The organism is Phenylobacterium sp. (assembly GCF_041919955.1).
Classification (GTDB): Bacteria; Pseudomonadota; Alphaproteobacteria; order Caulobacterales; family Caulobacteraceae; genus Phenylobacterium.
In genome coordinates this window covers 105,851-120,560 of sequence record NZ_JAYRSU010000005.1, presented here as the reverse complement: position 1 = coordinate 120,560, position 14,710 = coordinate 105,851, and the positions used below count along the sequence as shown (strand labels likewise).

12 protein-coding genes and 1 pseudogene are annotated in these 14,710 nt (G+C 67.9%); 6 read left to right on the top strand and 7 right to left on the bottom strand.

The genetic code is table 11. The annotated features are described in order from the left end of the window. The first annotated feature begins 95 nt into the window (after window positions 1–95). Together ACE3T2_RS06430 and ACE3T2_RS06425 are read left to right on the top strand one after the other, a co-directional pair. The gene (locus ACE3T2_RS06430) at window positions 96–1,367 is read left to right on the top strand and encodes an OprO/OprP family phosphate-selective porin (RefSeq protein ID WP_374655883.1); all 1,272 of its coding nucleotides are present in this window, start codon (window positions 96–98) and stop codon (window positions 1,365–1,367) included. 25 nt (window positions 1,368–1,392) lie between these two features. Continuing rightward, a complete protein-coding gene (locus ACE3T2_RS06425) occupies window positions 1,393–2,433 on the top strand; it encodes a substrate-binding domain-containing protein (protein ID WP_374655881.1) in 1,041 nt (346 codons plus the stop codon). 59 nt (window positions 2,434–2,492) lie between these two features. On the opposite strand, the gene ACE3T2_RS06420 is transcribed toward ACE3T2_RS06425, so the two are convergent. From ACE3T2_RS06420 to ACE3T2_RS06405, 4 genes and pseudogenes are all read right to left on the bottom strand, one after another. Then, complete coding sequence (locus tag ACE3T2_RS06420) at window positions 2,493–3,722, bottom strand: alpha/beta fold hydrolase (RefSeq protein ID WP_374655879.1); 1,230 nt, start codon at window positions 3,720–3,722, stop codon at window positions 2,493–2,495. A gap of 29 nt (window positions 3,723–3,751) precedes the next feature. Further along, on the bottom strand, window positions 3,752–4,849 hold the full coding sequence (locus tag ACE3T2_RS06415) for a glycosyltransferase family 4 protein (protein ID WP_374656062.1): 1,098 nt from the start codon (window positions 4,847–4,849) through the stop codon (window positions 3,752–3,754). 111 nt (window positions 4,850–4,960) lie between these two features. Beyond that, window positions 4,961–5,083 (bottom strand): annotated as a pseudogene (locus ACE3T2_RS06410) (TetR family transcriptional regulator); the annotation flags it as partial. Between the two features lie 121 nt (window positions 5,084–5,204). Beyond that, complete coding sequence (locus ACE3T2_RS06405) at window positions 5,205–6,038, bottom strand: UDP-2,3-diacylglucosamine diphosphatase (protein WP_374655877.1); 834 nt, start codon at window positions 6,036–6,038, stop codon at window positions 5,205–5,207. 152 nt (window positions 6,039–6,190) lie between these two features. Here ACE3T2_RS06405 and ACE3T2_RS06400 point away from each other — a divergent pair, with 152 nt between their 5' ends. Then, window positions 6,191–6,826, top strand: a complete 636-nt coding sequence (locus ACE3T2_RS06400; RefSeq protein WP_374655875.1) for a TetR family transcriptional regulator — start codon at window positions 6,191–6,193, stop codon at window positions 6,824–6,826. 37 nt (window positions 6,827–6,863) lie between these two features. On the opposite strand, the gene ACE3T2_RS06395 is transcribed toward ACE3T2_RS06400, so the two are convergent. Then, window positions 6,864–8,609, bottom strand: coding sequence for a DUF885 family protein (locus ACE3T2_RS06395; protein WP_374655873.1), 1,746 nt, complete (start codon window positions 8,607–8,609; stop codon window positions 6,864–6,866). 164 nt (window positions 8,610–8,773) lie between these two features. Between ACE3T2_RS06395 and ACE3T2_RS06390 the strand changes: the two genes are divergently transcribed. Continuing rightward, window positions 8,774–10,177, top strand: a complete 1,404-nt coding sequence (locus tag ACE3T2_RS06390) for an amino acid permease (protein ID WP_374655871.1) — start codon at window positions 8,774–8,776, stop codon at window positions 10,175–10,177. On the opposite strand, the gene ACE3T2_RS06385 is transcribed toward ACE3T2_RS06390, so the two are convergent. Then, complete coding sequence (locus ACE3T2_RS06385) at window positions 10,174–10,617, bottom strand: GNAT family N-acetyltransferase (RefSeq protein WP_374655869.1); 444 nt, start codon at window positions 10,615–10,617, stop codon at window positions 10,174–10,176. The two genes, ACE3T2_RS06390 and ACE3T2_RS06385, sit on opposite strands and share 4 nt — an antisense overlap. Before the next feature lie 146 nt (window positions 10,618–10,763). Here ACE3T2_RS06385 and ACE3T2_RS06380 point away from each other — a divergent pair, with 146 nt between their 5' ends. Together ACE3T2_RS06380 and ACE3T2_RS06375 are read left to right on the top strand one after the other, a co-directional pair. Continuing rightward, window positions 10,764–12,275 (top strand): MATE family efflux transporter, encoded by a 1,512-nt coding sequence (locus tag ACE3T2_RS06380; protein WP_374655867.1) that lies wholly within the window; start codon window positions 10,764–10,766, stop codon window positions 12,273–12,275. A gap of 189 nt (window positions 12,276–12,464) precedes the next feature. Further along, window positions 12,465–13,796 carry an acyl-CoA dehydrogenase family protein gene (locus ACE3T2_RS06375; protein ID WP_374655866.1) on the top strand — a complete coding sequence of 444 codons (1,332 nt, stop codon included), beginning with the start codon at window positions 12,465–12,467 and terminating at the stop codon, window positions 13,794–13,796. Between the two features lie 10 nt (window positions 13,797–13,806). On the opposite strand, the gene ACE3T2_RS06370 is transcribed toward ACE3T2_RS06375, so the two are convergent. Next, window positions 13,807–14,481, bottom strand: a complete 675-nt coding sequence (locus ACE3T2_RS06370; protein ID WP_374655864.1) for a nitroreductase family protein — start codon at window positions 14,479–14,481, stop codon at window positions 13,807–13,809. Window positions 14,482–14,710: the final 229 nt, after the last annotated feature.

The following is a 14,710-nucleotide window of genomic DNA, read 5'->3' as shown; positions in this document are numbered from 1 at the left end:
GCGTCGCCCAACCTTGGCGGAAGCGTCACGGGACCTCGTTAAGCCGCCCCCAGGCCTGAAAGGGTCACGGGGATAGCTCTACAAGGATCCTGATCATGAAGATCAAAACCTCGCTTTGCGCCGGGGCGGCGCTGGGCGTGTTCGCGCTCGCCATCGCCGGCGGCGCCGCGGCGCAAGACACCACCACCGCCTGGAAGGGCGCGCCGCAGTGGACCAACGACGACGTTCAATTCAAGGTCCGCGGCCGGATCCTGCTCGACTACGTCTATCAGGACGTCGATCGCGCCGCGCCGCTGGCCGACTACAAGACCAGCAACGCCCGCGGCCGTCAGGTCTTCCTCGGCGTCGAAGGCAAGCTGAACAACTACCTCGCCTACAAGGCCGAAGGCGGTTCGTGGAACGGCGCGGCCTGGGCCTGGGACGACGTGGTGATCGAGTTCAAGCCGAACGACATGACCTCGCTGATGGTCGGCAACATCAAGGCCGCCGGCCTTGAGAACATGACCTCGACCCGCTTCATCAGCTTCCTGGACCGCGGCCCGTACGGCGACATCGCCGTCGACTCGTACCTGCTGTCGGTCGTGGGCAAGGTGAACGGCCAGAACTGGACCGTCACCGGCCAGGTCGCCGGCGACAGCCTGAACAACGCCGATGTCGACAACACCTCCGGCGCCAATCCGGGCAGCAAGGAACGCGTCGGCTTCACCGCCCGCGCCACCTACGCGCCGATCAACGGCGACGTGGACAAGCTGCACCTGGGCGTCTGGGCGCGGACCCGTAACCATGGCGACGAAGCGGCCTTCAACTACCGCGGCCGCACCAACACCAACTACGGCAACACCCGCTACTATTCGACCGGCGCCATCGGCGACACCGACCAGACCATCGCCTTCGAAGGCGCCTATCAGCATGGTCCGTTCTCGGTGCAGGGCGAATACGCCCGCATCAAGATCGACCGCCTGAAGACGGTTCAGCCCGGCGGCGACCCCACCGTCAACGTCGGCTACGCCTTCGTCAGCTGGTGGCCGACCGGCGAGCAGCGCAACTACGACCCGGCCAAGGGTGAATTCGGTCGTCCGAAGATCCTGAACCCGATCACCGCCGGAGGCTACGGCGGCGTGGAACTGCTGGCCCGTTACGACTACGCCGACCTCAGCGACGCCTACGACACCGCCGCCACCGCGGCCGGCCGGACGCTTTCGCAGGACGCCGGCAAGTACAAGGGCGTGACCGTCGGGGCGAACTATTACCCGACCGCCTACGTCCGCCTGCAGGCCAACTACACCAACGCCGACATCGACAACCCGGGCCCGGGCCGCGACGTCAAGGTCAAGCAATTCCAGGTGCGCGCGCAGCTCGACTTCTAGTCGGCGCGCTCGAAGGAGACATCACATGAAGAAGCTTCTGCTCTGCGCCGCCGTGGCGACCGCCACCATGGGCGCCGCGGCCCCGGCCTTCGCCGCCCGCGACTATGTCTGGGCCGCAGGCTCCTCGACCGTGTTCCCGTTCGCCACGCGCGTGGCCGAGAACTACGCCAAGAAGACCGGCAAGAAGGCGCCGAAGGTCGAGAGCCTGGGCACCGGCGGCGGCATCAAGCTGTTCTGCGGCGGCGTCGGCGACGCCTTCCCGGACATCGCCAACGCCTCGCGCCCGATGAAGAAGTCGGAGTTCGACGCCTGCGCCGCCAAGGGCGTGAAGGACATCGTTCAGATCAAGATCGGTTTCGACGGCATCGTCGTGGCGACCGACAAGGACGGCGCCGACTACAACTTCAAGACCGAGCACCTGTATCTGGGCCTCGCCGCCAACGTGCTGCGCCAGGGCAAGTTCGTGAAGAACCCCTACAGCACCTGGGACGAAATCGGCGCGGGCCTGCCGGGCAACCGCATCAACGTCTACGGCCCGCCGCCCACCTCGGGCACCCGTGACGCCTTCGTCGAACTGGCCATCGAGGCCGGCGCCCGCAAGTTCCCGACCGCCGACGAACTGCGCTCGAACAACGAAAAGAAGTTCAAGGAAATCGTCGATCCGCTCCGCAAGGACGGCTGGGTCGACGCCGGCGAGAACGACAACGCCATCGTCGGCACCCTGGTGAAGACCCCCGGCTCGCTGGGCGTCTTCGGCTGGTCCTACCTCGAAGAGAACATGGACAAGATCAAGGGCTCGGCCGTCAACGGCGTGAAGCCCTCGGCCCAGACCATCGCCGACGGTTCGTACCCGCTGTCGCGTTCGCTCTACATCTACGTGAAGAAGGCCCACATCGGGGTGACCCAAGGGCTGCAGGACTACGTCAACGAGTTCGTGTCCGACGCGGCCACCGGCCGGGGCGGCTATCTGCAAAGCCGCGGCCTGATTCCGCTGCCGGCGGGCCAGCACGAAGGTCAGAAGGCCATGGTCCAGAAGCTGACGCCGATGGCCCGCCCGGCCGCGTAAGCTTACCGAGGAGAGTGGTAAGGGCGCCGCGGGCCGAGAGGTCCGCGGCGCTTTTGCGTTCAGGCCCGGCCGCGAACCTGGGTGAGGACCTGGGCGCTGTTCTCCAGGGTGCGATGCACCGGGCACTTGCCGGCGATCTCGGCGATCTTGGCGGCCAGTTCCTCGCCGACCTCGCCATCGACCGTAATGATGCGGGTGAAGCAGTCGATCTTGGGTTGGACCGGCGTATCGGCTCCGGCGACGCCGTCTCGGACGTGGATCTTCTCGTGGCTGACGTCGACCTGGATGCGGCCGAGGGCCAGGCCCTTGCGCGCCGCATAGAGGCGCAGGGTCATCGAAGTGCAGGCGCCCAGCGCGATCGACAGGAAGTCATAGGGCGAGGGCCCGGTGTCGGTTCCCCCCACGCTGGCCGGCTCGTCGGCGAACAGGCGATGGCGGCCGGCCTGGACCGCGTTCTGGAACTGCCCCTCGCCGGTCTCCATCACCCGCACGTGCTCGATCGCCGCCTCGCCCTGCGGAGCGTCGGCAGGCAGGTAGCGCGAGAGCCAGCCGCCAATGACCTGAGCCGCAGCGGCGGCGTCCTGTGGGGCGGTCAGCAGGTGGTCGGCGTGGTCGAGGCTGACGAAACTCTTGGGGTGTCGGGCGGCCAGGAAGATCCTGGTGGCGTTGTCGACCCCCACGACCTGGTCGACGGGCGAATGCAGAATCAGCAACGGCTTGCGCACGGCGTGGATCGCCGCCTCCAGCCGATGCCCCTGGACATCTTCGACGAACTGCCGGGTCACGGTGAAGCTGCGGCCGCCGAGCTCGACCACGGCGGTCCCGTCGGTCAGGGCATCCTGCGCCGCGGGGCCGATGGTCTTGAGCACATGCGACGGGTCGGCGGGAGCGCCGATGACGACGACGGCTCTGGCTTCAGGGACGTCCTTGGCCAGGGCCAGGACCGCCGCCCCGCCCAGCGAATGGCCGATCAGCACGGCCGGCGCCTGATAATGCGTCCGCAGATAGTCGATCGCGGCCGTCAGGTCGGCGATGTTCGAGGAGAAGCTGGTGTCGGCGAACTCGCCCTCGCTGCCGCCCAGGCCTGTGAAGTCGAACCGCAGCACCGCCACCCCGATCCGCGCGAGGTTGGCGGAGATGCGGCGGGCGGCCAGTACGTCCTTCGAACAGGCGAAGCAGTGGGCGAAGAGGGCGTAGCCGCGCACAGGCCCGTTGGGCAGCTCCAGCCGGGCCGAGAGGCGCGCGCCGGAATGGCCGGGGAAGCTTACGGACTGGACCACGGCGGACATCGGCGTCCTCCCTTGCGTCCCTTGACGGATCAGGCCGCCTCGGGCCGGCGGCGGCGCACGCGGGCCAGCCGACGCAGCTTGCGCCAGAAGCGGGTCTTCTCCGGCTCGGGATAGGGCTGGAGGTTCTTCACGAAGTCTTCCGCGCAGGCGGTCCACGAGAAGCCCTCGGCGAAGGCGCGGACCGCCTTGCGGTCGAGCTTCAGCGCCTCCAGGCAGGCCTCGCGCAGGCCCTCGGTGGCGCTGTGGGCCAGGACGCCCGCGCCCGAGCCCGGGATGATGTCGATTGGGCCGGGGGCTGGATAGGCGGCCACCGGCACGCCGGCGGCCATGGCCTCGAGGATCACCAGGCCGAAGGTGTCGGTCAGGGACGGAAAGACGAAGACGTCGGCGCAGGAAAAGTGAGCGGCCAGTTCCTCGCCGAACTTGGCGCCCGTGAACACTGCGTTCGGATAGCGCTCCATCAGTTCTTCGCGCTGCGGGCCGTCGCCGACCACCACCTTGGTGCCGGGCAGGTCGAGGCCCAGGAAGGCCTCGATGTTCTTCTCGACCGCCACGCGGCCCACCGACAGGAAGATCGGCCGGGCCAGGCCTTCGAAGATGTCGGGCTCGTCCTCGCGCTTGGGGTGGAAGAGCACGGTGTCGACGCCGCGCGACCAGACCGAGATGTTGCCGAAGCCGTGGCGCTCCAGCTCGTCCTTCATGGTCGGGGTGGTGACCATCATCCGGCCGGACGGCTTGTGGAACCACTTCATGTAGGCGTAGCCCGCCGCCAGCGGCAAAGGCAGGCGCGCCGAGACGTACTCGGGGAACCGGGTATGGTAGCTGGTGGTGAAAGGCAGTTTCCATTCCACGCAGATGCGCCGCGCGGCCAGGCCCAGGGGCCCCTCGGTGGCGATGTGGATGGCCTCGGGTTCAAAGGCTTTGAAGCGTTCCTGCACCGGCTCGTGCGCGGCGATGGCGACCTTGATCTCGGGATAGGTCGGCAGCGGGAAGGTCTTGAACTGGTCGGGGCTGACCACCTCGACCGAATGGCCGATGGCGCGCAGCTCGCCGACCACGCGGGTCAGGGTGCGGACCACGCCGTTGACCTGAGGCTCCCAGGCGTCGGTGACCAGCAGGATGCGCATCGGCCGCTGGCCGTTCTCGCGCGGGGCGGTGATGGCGTCGCGGATGCGCGTCGCCGGCCGGGCCGGGTTCAGCGCCTGGGCCTGCAGCCACGCCCAGAAGGCGCCCAGCAGCGCTTCCTTGGTCGGGTAGTGGCGATAGACGGTGCGCTCGCCGACCTCGGCCTCGGCCGCGATCTCGGCGAAGCTCAGATCTTCCAGCGGACCCGATTCCAGCTTGCGCGCAACCGCGTGCATGATCTGGTCGCGGGTGGCCTGCTTTTGACGGTCGCGCAGGCTCGAAGCGTAGCGGGTCGGCGGCATCATGACAGCGCGACTGTCACCAAATCAGAGCGGCTGTCAATCGCAGAGCTCGGCCTCAGGCCGCGGCTGGGGCGGGCAGGGTCTCCCGCGCCGGCTCCGGCTCGACCAGGCGGATGGTCCGGTCAATGGCCGACCACGAGCGCAGCTGAGCCCAATGCACGATCTCCATTCGGCCGTCGTCGTGCTCGACCAGGGCCGAGCAGCTTTCGACCCAGTCACCATCGTTGATATAGGCGATCCCGTCGATGTCGCGCATCTCGGCCTTGTGGATATGTCCGCAGATCACGCCGTCTACGCCGCGGCGCCGAGCCTCGTCGGCCACGGCGGCCTCGAAGTTCTCGACGAACTGCAGGGCGTTCTTGACCTTGGTTTTCAGGAAGGCCGAGAGGCTCCAGTAGCCGAAGCCCATGCGGCGGCGAACCCGGTTGAACAGGGTGTTGGCCGCGATCAGCGCGCGGTAGGCGTAGTCGCCGACGAAGGCCAGCCACTTGGCGTGCTGCACCACCCCGTCGAACTCGTCGCCGTGCAGGACCAGGAAGCGCTTGCCGTCGGCGGCCTCGTGGATCGCGTCGCGCGCCACCACCACTCCGCCGAAGTGTACGCCGACGAAGTCGCGCACCCGGTCGTCGTGGTTGCCGGGCACGTAGATCACGTTCACGCCCTTGCGGGCCATGCGCAGGATCTTCTGGACCACGTCGTTGTGCGACTGCGGCCAGTGCCAGCCCGAGCGCAGCTTCCAGCCGTCGATGATGTCGCCGACCAGATAGAGCGTCTCGCACTCCACATGGCGGATGAAGTCGAGCAGCAACTCGGCCTGACAGCCCTTGGTGCCCAGATGGACGTCGGAAATGAAGACGGTCCGGTACTTGCGGACGGCGATACCTGACATGCCCTGGCCCCTTGGCTGTGCAGATTGCACATCCGCTAGGCTGATTGCGTGTCAGTCTCATGAAACTCGTTGTCGCCCTTTTGTCGCCCCGCCTTTTGAACTAAGGGTTTGGGAAGGCCGACCCTCCCCAGGTCTTCCGACAACAAGGTCCGATGGACGCCCGAACCTATCCTGCGAAGGAGACGCCGAAGTCTCGGCGCACCCGCGCGCGTATCCTGGACGCGGCGATGCGGCTGTTCGCGGAGATCGGCTATCACGCGGCGACCAACGCCATGATCGCCGACGCGGCGAACCTGACCCGCGGGGCCATGCTCTATCACTTCGCCAGCCGCGAAGAGCTGGTCGAGGCGGCCATCGCCCATATCGAGATCGAGCGGGCGCGCCTGTTCGAGCAGGCCGCGACAGCGCCGGCCGCGCCGGGCGTGGACGCGGCCGAACACGCCATCGACGCCTATTGGGCGTTGCTGCACGAAACGCCCTTCATCGCCTTCGCCGAACTCGAGGCCGCCGCCCGCACCGACCCGATGCTGAAGGGGCGGCTGGCCGCCGCCCAGAGCGCCTTCGACCACAACCAGGTCGGCGAGCGGTTCCTGGCCCTGGCCCAGGCCGGCGAGGATCCACGCTTCCAGACCAGCCGCGACCTGGGCCGCTTCCTGCTGGAAGGCCTGGCCCGCGGCGCCCTGACCTTCGACGAGCAGGCCCGCAAGGAGCGGCTGCTGACGGTGGTCAAGCGCGCGGTCCGCGTGCTGAACCGCAAGGGCGACGTGCAGGAGCTCTGGCCGGACTAAAGGTCCCCCGCCCCGCGAAGGGGGAGGGAGAAAATTCTTACCGTTTCTTCTCGGCCGCGATCCACGCGTCGACGCGGCGTTCCAGCATGTCCAGCGGCATCGGGCCGGCCAGCAGCACCGCGTCGTGGAAGCGGCGGATGTCGAACTTCTCGCCCAGCTCGGCCTTGGCCTTCTCGCGGATGGCGACGATCTTCATCTCGCCGGTCTTGTAGGCCAGCGCCTGGCCCGGCCAGGAGACGTAGCGGGCCAGCTCGACCTCGATGTTCAGCGGCGAGAGGGCCGAGTTCTTCGTGAAGCACTCGCGGGCCTGGTCGAGGCTCCAGCCCTTCCAGTGAATGCCGGTGTCGGCGACCAGGCGGCAGGCGCGCCACATCTCGTAGGACAGCCGGCCGAAGCGCTCATAGGCGTTGCGGTAGATGCCCATCTCGCCGCCCAGTTTCTCGGAATACAGGCCCCAGCCCTCGGTGAAGGCGGTGACGTTCGCCTCGCGTCGGAAGTAGGGCACGCCTTCGGCTTCCTGGCCGAGCGCGATCTGCAGGTGATGGCCGGGCACCGCCTCGTGCAGGGTGAGCGCCGGCAGTTCATAGAGCGGGCGCTGGGGCAGGTCGTAGGTGTTGACCATGTAACCGCCGGCCACGCCCAGTTTCGGATTGCCGGAGAAATAGCGGCCGGTGGTGTAGGTCTTCTCGATGTCGGCCGGCACCGGGCGCACGCCGTAGGTCAGGCGCGGCAGGGTGGCGAACCATCCGGGCAGCTGGTCGTCGATCCGCTTGGCGATCTCGGAGGCCTTTTCCAACAGGGCCTGGCGGGTAGTCACGTAGAACTGCGGATCGGTGCGCAGGAAGGTCTGGAAGGCGGCGAAATCGCCCTTGAAGCCGGTCTGCGCGATCACCCCGTCCATCTCCTTGCGGATGCGGGCGACCTCGTCCAGACCGTTCTGATGGATCTGGTCCGGGGTCAGGGCCGTGGTGGTGTGATCCTGCACCAGCCAGGCGTAGTAGCGTTCGCCGTTCGGAAGGGTGCGGGCGGCCAGAGCCTTGCGCGCCCGGGGCAGGTATTCCTTTTCCAGGAAGGTCACGAACTGCGCCTGGGCCGGCCGGACCTTGCCGGCGATGGCGGCGGCGGCCTCCTTGCGCAGGGCGTCCTGCTGGGAGGCGGGGATGGAGGCCGGCAGGCGGTTGAGCGGGCCCATCATCACGTCGGTCTCGACCGGCGCGGCCGCCTGTTCCTTGGCGCGGGCGATCACCTGCTCGACGGTGGCGCGCGGCTGTGTGAAGCCGTCCCTGGCGCCGCGGCGGGCGTTCGCGATCTCGGTCGCGTAATAGACCGGCACGGCGTTGATGCGGTCGATCCAGGCGCGGGCGTCGGCCAGGCTGCGCATCGGGACCGAGGAGGCGAGATAGCCCATGGTCCAGTGGAAGCCGCCGTCCGAGGAGAACGGCATCCGGTTCTCGTCGAACGCCAGGCTCTGCAGGCGGCGATCCAGGGTCCAGGCCAGGAACTCGCGGTTGATCTTGCCCTCGTCCGAGAGGGAGGCCGCGTCGATCGCCGCGAGCTTGGCCTTCAGAGCGCTTAGCCCCTTCACCCGCGCCGCATCGGCGGCGGGCGAGTCGTCGGGGAGTTGCGAGAGGGCGGCGCGGTCGCCCTGGCCCCCGGCCTCGATGGGGTCGATCGAGAGGCTGTAGCTTTCGTATTCGGTAATGAGATTGTTCAAGGCGCCGTCGTCGGCGAGGGCGGGCGTGGCGGAGAGGGCGAGGATAAGGGCGAGCGGCGCCAGGCGCATGATCAGTCCACCTTCACAATGAGAACAGGAAAGCTGGCGCCACTCGGCGCCTGCGCCAAGGTATTTTCGGCTATCGTCGCTCGCCGAGCGGCGAAGAATCATCCCACTTCAAGTCCGACGCGCGACAGGCCATGGTCGCGAAAGAACAAGTTCGGGGAACGTCCATGAGTTTCATCACCCGTCGCCGGCCGATCGAGCCGCCCGCCCATGCCGGCCATGGCCTGAAGCCGACGCTCGGCTGGCCGCATCTCGTGGCGCTCGGCATCGGCGCGATTATCGGCACCGGCATCTACACCCTGACCGGCGTGGCTGCGGGCCTGGCCGGTCCGGCGGTGATCCTGTCGTTCGCGGTGGCCGGCGCGGTCTGCGCCTGCGCCGCGCTCTGCTATGCCGAAATGGCGACGCTGATGCCCCAGGCCGGCAGCGCCTACACCTATTCCTACGCCGCCCTGGGCGAACTGATCGCCTGGATTATCGGCTGGAGCCTGATCCTCGAATACACCCTGGTTTGCAGTGCGGTGTCTGTGGGCTGGGCGGGCTACGCCTCGGGCCTGATCCAGCAGGCGGGATGGCCGATCCCCGCGGCCCTGCTGACCGGGCCGGAGACCGGCGGCATCGTCAACCTGCCGGCCGTGTTCATCGCCCTGGTGGTGACCGGCCTGCTGCTGGTCGGCACCCGCGAGAGCGCCACGGTCAACTTCATCCTGGTCTGCGTGAAGCTGGTCGCCCTGGCCGCCTTCGTGGCCATCACCCTGCCGAGCTTCGACGCCGCCCATTTCCAGCCCTTCGCCCCGTTCGGGTTCGGCGCCGAGCAGATCGGCGACCATAAGTTCGGGATGATGGGCGCGGCGGCGATCATCTTCTTCGCCTTCTACGGTTTCGACGCCATCTCGACGGCGGCCGAAGAGGCCAAGAACCCGCGTCGCGATCTGACCATCGGCATCGTCGGCTCGATGGTCGCCTGCACCCTGATCTACATGATCGTCGCCGCCGTCGCCCTGGGCGCCTCGCCGTTCGAGGTGTTCTCCAAGAGCGACGAGCCCCTTGCCTTCATCCTGCGCCAGTTGGGCCAGCCCGTCGCCGCCTCGCTGATCGCCGGCGCCGCGGTCGTGGCCATGCCCACCGTGATCATGGTCTTCATGTTCGGCCAGAGCCGGGTCTTCTTCGCCATGGCCCGCGACGGCCTCTTGCCGCGGCGCCTGGCCACGGTCGGCAAGCGCGGCGTTCCGACCTCGGTGACCATCCTGACCGGGGTGATCTCGGCGATTATCGCCGGGGTGATGCCGCTGTCGCAGATCGCCTCGCTGGCCAACGCAGGTACGCTGGCCGCCTTCATCGCCACCATCGCCGCGGTGATGATCCTGCGCCGCCGCCTGCCCGACCTGCCGCGCACCTTCCGCGCGCCGGTGATCTGGCTGATCGGGCCTCTGGGGCTGCTCGGCTGCGCCTATCTCTTCACCAGCCTGACCGCCCTGACGATCACCTTCTTCTTCGTCTGGAACGCGGTCGGGGTGGTGGTCTACCTGCTGTACGGCCGCACCAAGAGCCGCCTGGCCGAAGCGGTCTAAGGAGCCAAATCGAGGACCGGGCGCGCCCAGCTGACGCGCCCGGTCGGCTCACAGGTCCCTACCTGCACAGCGCCCATGCGCAGGTAGAAGCCGAGCGCCGGCGGGTGGGAGACGATCCGCACCCGCGCGAGGCCCCGCCGCCGCGCCTCGCCGCGCATGTCCTCGAACAGAACGCGGCCGAGGTCCGTTCCCTGGGCCGCGTCGGCGACGAACATCAGGTCCAGTTCCGGCTCGTCTTCTACGATCAGGCTGTAGAAGCCCAGGGTCTCGCCGCATCTCTCGGCCAGCACGACGTGATCGCGCGCGACCTGCTCGGGGGTCACGACATAGCCGGCCAGCATGGCGCGATATTCGCCGTCATAGGCGCGCGAGGCGTGCATCAGCCGGTTCAGGGCCGCGATGTCGCCAGCTTCCGCCCGGCGCAATTCCCGATCGATCATCGCCGCTCCCGCTTGAGGCGGCCGGACGGCCCGCCTACAGTCTCCGACGCCTGCTTCCCCGCGGCGTTAACAAGGCTGCGCTCAAATTTTCAAGGGCCAGCCGGGGGCGCGGGCAGGCGCCCGTTCTTCGCGCCCTGGGGAGCAAAGTGGTTTCAGCGACAAAAGACGACGACAACGGTGGCGCGCGTGGCGCGCGCCATGGCGTACGCGACCTGACCGTCGGCCCGATCGGCAAGACCCTGCTCGTCTTCGCCCTTCCGGTGCTGGGTTCGAACATCCTGCAGTCGCTGAACGGCTCGGCCAACGCCATCTGGGTCAGCCACGTGCTGGGCGAGGCGGCCCTGACCGCGACGGTCAACGCCAACAACATCTTCTTCCTGATGCTGGGCGCGGTGTTCGGCATCAGCATGGCCGCCAACCTGCTGATCTCCCAGTCGGTGGGGGCCAAGAACATCGCCACGGTCAAGCGCGTGGTCGGCTCGGCCTCGACCTTCTTCCTGGTGCTGTCGCTGTCGGTCGGGGTGGCGGGCTACCTGCTGACCCCGGCGATCCTGAAGGTCATGCAGACCCCGCCGGACGCTACGCGCGACGCCATCACCTATCTGCGGGTGATCTTCGCGGCCATGCCGTTCATGTACTTCTTCTCGTTCGTGATGATGGCCCAGCGCGGGGCGGGCGATTCCAAGACCCCCTTCTGGTTCTCCGTCTTCGCGGTCGGGCTGGACGTGATTCTCAATCCCCTGCTGATCATGGGGATCGGGCCGTTTCCGAAGCTGGGCATCGCCGGGTCGGCGACCTCGACCCTGATCAGCCAGACCCTCACCCTGACGGCGATGATCGTGCACCTCTATCGCACAGACAGCGTGCTGATCCTCAAGCGCGCCGACTGGCGGCTGTTCAAGCCCGAGCTCGCCATCGTCCGCACCCTGGTGGTGAAGGGCCTGCCCATGGCCCTGCAGATGCTGGTCATTTCCGGCGCGGCGGTGGTGATGATCCGCTTCGTCAACGCCTACGGTTCGCACGTGGCGGCCGGTTACGGCGCGGCCATCCAGCTCTGGACCTATGTGCAGATGCCGGCCATGGCGCTCGGCGCCGCGGTCTCGTCCATGGCCGCCCAGAACGTCGGCGCCGGCCACATGGAGCGGGTCGGCGAGGTGGCCCGCAAGGGCGTGCTGCTGTCGGTGCTGATGACCGGCGTGCCCGTGGCCCTCATCTATCTGGTCGAGCGCTGGGTGCTGCTGCTGTTCCTGCCGGCGGGCAGCCCTTCGACGCCGATCGCCATGCACATCAACGCCTTCGCCCTGTGGGGCTTCGTGCCGTTCGGCATGGCCTTCGTGCTGAACGGGGTGATACGTGCGACCGGAGCCGTATGGCCGCCGCTGCTGGGGCTGCTGATCTCGATGTGGTTCGTGCGCATCCCCTTCGCCCATTATCTGGAGCCGACGCTGGGCCAGGATGCGGTGTGGTGGAGCTTCCCGCTGGGCTCGATGATCTCGCTGGTGCTGGCGGCGGGCTATTACCGCTTCGGCGGCTGGCGCAAGGCGCGGCTGATGGCCGGCATTCCGCGCGGGGCCGCCCCCGACACCGGCATGAGCCCGCCTGCGGTCGCCGAGGAGACCGAAGCCGTCCAGGCGGCGGTCAAGGCTCCCGCCGAATAGGGCGGAGCTTAGAAAATTCTCGGCCGCCCCCTAAGGGGCGTTGCGCGCCTTAAACATCCGTTTGATAATGCGGCTCGAAGAGAAGCTGCAAGTAATTGTTACTGAAAGATATTTTCCGTTGGCCGCGCCGCGCGCCATACCGGAATTTCGGAAATTCGCCGCGCATTGCGGAAAAATGGGAGGCGCCAGATGGCCTGGGATTTCGAGACCGACCCTGAATTCCAGAAGAAGCTCGACTGGATCGAGGAATTCATGCGCGAGGAGGTGGAGCCGCTCTCGCACCTGGGCATGGCGGTCCACGGCCCGGCGGGGCGCGAGAAGTTCATCAAGCCGCTGCAGGAGAAGGTGAAGGCGCAGGGCCTGTGGGCCTGCCACCTGGGCCCTGAACTGGGCGGTCAGGGCTTCGGCCAGCTCAAGCTGGGCCTGATGAACGAGAAGCTGGGCCGCAACGGCCTGGCCCCCACGGTCTTCGGTTGCCAGGCGCCCGACACCGGCAACGCCGAGATCATCGCCCACTACGGCACCGACAAACAGAAGGAACAATACCTCTGGCCGCTGCTGAATGGCGAGATCCGGTCGGCCTTCTCGATGAGCGAGCCGACCGGCGGCTCGGATCCGCTGACCTTCAAGACCCGTGCGGTGCTGGACGGGAACGAGTGGGTGATCAACGGCGAGAAGTGGTTCTCGACCAACGCCCGCTGGGCCAAGGTGCTGGTGGTCTATGCGGTCACCGACCCGGACGCCAAGGACCCCTACCGGCGCACCTCGATCTTCCTGGTGCCCACCGACACCCCCGGCGTGGAGATCATCCGCAATGTCGGCGTCGGCAGCGGCGAGATCGGCCAGGGCTCGGAGGGCTATGTCCGCTACGACAACGTCCGGGTGCCCTACGACGCCCTGCTGGGCGAGCGCGGCGCGGCTTTCGTCATCGCCCAGGTGCGCCTCGGCGGCGGGCGTGTGCACCACGCCATGCGCACGGTCGGCGCCTGCAAGCACGCCCTGGACCTGATGTGCCGCCGGGCGGTCTCGCGCACCACCCGCGACGGCAAGCTGGCCGACCTGCAGATGGTGCAGGAGCAGATCGCCGACTCATGGATCGCAGTCGAACAGTTCCGCCTGCTGGTGCTGCGCACCGCCTGGCTGATCGACAAGCACAAGGACTACAACATGGTCCGCAAGGACATCGCCGCCATCAAGGTCGCGATGCCCAAGGTCTACAACGACGTGGCGACCAAGGCCGCGCACCTGCACGGGGCGCTGGGCGTCTCCAACGAGATGCCCTTCATGCACATGGTGACCAGCTCGCTGGTCATGGGCATCGCCGACGGGCCGACCGAGGTGCACAAGGTCACGCTCGCCAAGCAGGTGCTGAAGGACTACCGGCCCGACAACGACCTCTTCCCGGCCTACCACATCCCGCGCCTGCGCGAGGCGGCGCAGGAGAAGTACGCCAAGGAACTGGCCGAGGTGAAGGACGCCTACGCGGCCAGCCGCGGGGCGCGGTCGCCAGCCGAGGCGTGACGGGCGGACTTCAGATGAAGGTGGAGATGGCCTCCAGGGGCTTCTTCACCTTCGCGAAGGCCGGCACGGTGGCGTCGTCCGCCGGATAGCCCACCACCAACAGGATGTAGGCCTTCTCGGTCTCGGGCCGGCCCAGCACCTCGTTCATGAACGACATCGGGTTGGGGGTATGGGTAAGGGTGGCCAGGCCCGCGTCGTGCAGGGCCGCGATCAGGAAGCCGGTCGCGATGCCGACCGATTCCGGAACGTAGTAGTTCTTGTGCAGCCGACCGTCGGCGTCCGGCGACTTGCGCTCGCCGAAGATCACGATCAGCCAGGGCGCGATGTCCAGGAACGGCTTGTCGGCGTCGGTGCCGATGGGGCGCAGCGCGTCCAGCCACTCCTCGCCCGCCCGGCCCGCGTAGAAGGCGCGCTCTTCTTCCTCGGCCGCGATGCGGATCCTGTGCTTGGCTTCCGGGTCCTCGACCACGCAGAAATGCCAGGGCTGCTGGTTGGCGCCGCTGGGCGCGGTGCCGGCCGCACGCAGGCAGTTCTCGATGATCGCCCGGGGCACCGGCCGGTCGCTGAACTCGCGCACGGTGTGGCGGCGGCGCATGCGGTCGAGGAACTGCTCGGACCGCGCGATCATCTCGGCCTCGGGCAGGTCGGCGCGGTCGGGAAGGGGAATCGGCTGGTGGTCGCTCATGGTCTCGCCAAGCTCCTGGCCTGCAGGGCGACGATCGCGCCCAGGCGTTCGTTGCAGTTGATACCATCGGCCCGCCCCCAGCAACGACGCGCGGCCTGCGCGAAGACGGCTTTCGCGCGGTGGAACGTCTGGGGCCGCCTTGGCGCAGGGCGGTCCTCGTCCCATCTGCCGCAAGCGTCTGCGCCACGCCGGAAATCGCTTGGCTTGCCGCGGCGGAGGCCGATTATCT

Bases quoted from the DNA above. Each gene is read 5' to 3' on its own strand.
- ACE3T2_RS06430 (WP_374655883.1), top strand. From the start codon at position 96: ATGAAGATCAAAACCTCGCTTTGCGCCGGGGCGGCGCTGGGCGTGTTC.
- ACE3T2_RS06425 (WP_374655881.1), top strand. From the start codon at position 1,393: ATGAAGAAGCTTCTGCTCTGCGCCGCCGTGGCGACCGCCACCATGGGC.
- ACE3T2_RS06420 (WP_374655879.1), bottom strand. From the start codon at position 3,722: ATGTCCGCCGTGGTCCAGTCCGTAAGCTTCCCCGGCCATTCCGGCGCG.
- ACE3T2_RS06415 (WP_374656062.1), bottom strand. From the start codon at position 4,849: ATGCGCATCCTGCTGGTCACCGACGCCTGGGAGCCTCAGGTCAACGGC.
- ACE3T2_RS06405 (WP_374655877.1), bottom strand. From the start codon at position 6,038: ATGTCAGGTATCGCCGTCCGCAAGTACCGGACCGTCTTCATTTCCGAC.
- ACE3T2_RS06400 (WP_374655875.1), top strand. From the start codon at position 6,191: ATGGACGCCCGAACCTATCCTGCGAAGGAGACGCCGAAGTCTCGGCGC.
- ACE3T2_RS06395 (WP_374655873.1), bottom strand. From the start codon at position 8,609: ATGCGCCTGGCGCCGCTCGCCCTTATCCTCGCCCTCTCCGCCACGCCC.
- ACE3T2_RS06390 (WP_374655871.1), top strand. From the start codon at position 8,774: ATGAGTTTCATCACCCGTCGCCGGCCGATCGAGCCGCCCGCCCATGCC.
- ACE3T2_RS06385 (WP_374655869.1), bottom strand. From the start codon at position 10,617: ATGATCGATCGGGAATTGCGCCGGGCGGAAGCTGGCGACATCGCGGCC.
- ACE3T2_RS06375 (WP_374655866.1), top strand. From the start codon at position 12,465: ATGGCCTGGGATTTCGAGACCGACCCTGAATTCCAGAAGAAGCTCGAC.
- ACE3T2_RS06370 (WP_374655864.1), bottom strand. From the start codon at position 14,481: ATGAGCGACCACCAGCCGATTCCCCTTCCCGACCGCGCCGACCTGCCC.